Annotated in this window: 2 pseudogenes; both read right to left on the reverse strand. The window is 66.5% G+C overall.

Features of this window, described 5'->3' with window-relative positions:
* Positions 1-413, reverse strand: a pseudogene (locus PF66_RS31660) (phage tail protein); the annotation flags it as partial.
* Positions 414-422: 9 nt separating this feature from the next.
* Positions 423-1,720, reverse strand: a pseudogene (locus PF66_RS31665) (phage tail tape measure protein); the annotation flags it as partial.

A 1,720-nucleotide genomic window follows, 5' to 3' on the forward strand; every position in this document is an offset into this window, starting at 1 on the left:
GCCGAGGCCGGCGAGTTGCCCGACGTGATCGCGCTGGTCGGCAGGATACCGGTGAGCGAGGGGCTGACCTGGCCAGCGATGCGATTGATCGCCGCGCTGGCCTTGCCCGCCTGTTCGCTCAACGAACCGAGGCGCTCCTGCACGGCTGCTGCACCGCTGACAACCTGGCTGTAGGTCGACGCGATCCGGCCCACCGTTGACTGAGCCGCGCTGATCGCACGCATCGTCCGCTGCAGCTTCTCCCCGACGGCCGGGCCAACCACCGGCAGCCCTTCCAGCTCGGCCACCGCGCCCGACATATCGCTGACGGCGCTGGTTAACGGGACGACCATGCCGTCGAGGCTGGTACGGCCAGCCTCCCCCGCTGCAAACAACGACGAGAGCGTTGACTGCATTGACTCCATATATGCCATACACCCTCCTTAAACATGGGGTTCATCGAACAACTGGCCGGCCGACTGCCGAGACATCGACTCCCGCGACCACTGCTCCCAACTACTCCGGAGCCGCGATTCAAGGGAGCGGAACAGCTGATCCGGATCCTTGGCATCGCCCTGCACAGTGACCTGCAGGTTCGGCGCGTAGGAGAACTGCTGGTCGACCCGAGGCGATTGGCTCGGCTTAGCCTGCTCCAGCGCCTGGGCCACGACCGGCGCTGTCGGTGCCGGTGCGGTCGCCGCGATCGAGCGAGCGATATCACCAGGTGCTGATGCCTTGGTTTTGTCAGCATCAGCGACCTGTTCGTCCTCGCCGAACCACTTCTTGCCGAGCCAGCTACCGAGCCCCTCGCCGCCCATGCCGCCCAACGCCGCACCGATCGCGCCGCCGATCGCGGTACCGATGATTGGGACAACAGATCCGATCGCCGCACCTGCAGCGCCACCGGCCAGCGCTCCCGCCAGACCGCCGGCAGCGCCACCGTAGCCTTCGGCTTTCTCATCCTGGGTCTTGGCGTTGAGCGCTGTGTCGAGCACCGACACGCCGGCATCGAGGAGCTTGCCGCCGGGCAACCGCGCGGCGACCTTCGACGCCCCCCGCATCGCCCCGACGACCCGCCCCATCCGGCCAATCTCGGCAGCGGCCGGGGCGATCGTTGCAGCGCCGGCAACAGCCGCCCCCACACCTCGACCGCCCCGACGGCGCCGACCGCGACGACGGCGCCCTCCAGGCTCACCCACACCGCCCGTGGACCCGATACCGCCGATCTCCCGTGCGTTCACGACGAACACCCGCTGCGGCTCACCGAGCGCGGCGCCGACCTCGTTCGCGGCAGTGCCCCCGAGGACCTTGCCCAGCGCGCCCAATCCCGCGTCGACGACCTTGTTACCGGTCTGCGGCAGTTCATCGTCACCAGCTGCAGCACCACGTCCACGCCGGCCGCGAACCACATTCAGCATGCCGCGACCAATCTTTGCCATGCTGTACAGGGTGATCAGCCCACCGACCGCCGCCGTGATACCAGTAATCCCCATCACGACCTTGGGAGAGCTGTCAGACAAATCTGTCAGTTTCTTGGCCACGAACGTGATGCCCTCCGCGACCTTGTCAGTAGCCGGCCGGATGGCATCACCGACACTACGCATGCTGTCGTTGATCGACTGCATCGTCTCGGCCCACATCTGCGATGACGTCTCCCGGCGTTCCGCCAGGTTCTTATCCAGAATCCCGGTGGCATTGGCCGAATCATTCTTGAGCTGGGTGTAGAGGTCCTTGTTCTGCG

Origin of the sequence: Pseudomonas asplenii, assembly GCF_001293465.1 — a bacterium.
Taxonomy (GTDB): Bacteria; Pseudomonadota; Gammaproteobacteria; order Pseudomonadales; family Pseudomonadaceae; genus Aquipseudomonas; species Aquipseudomonas fuscovaginae_B.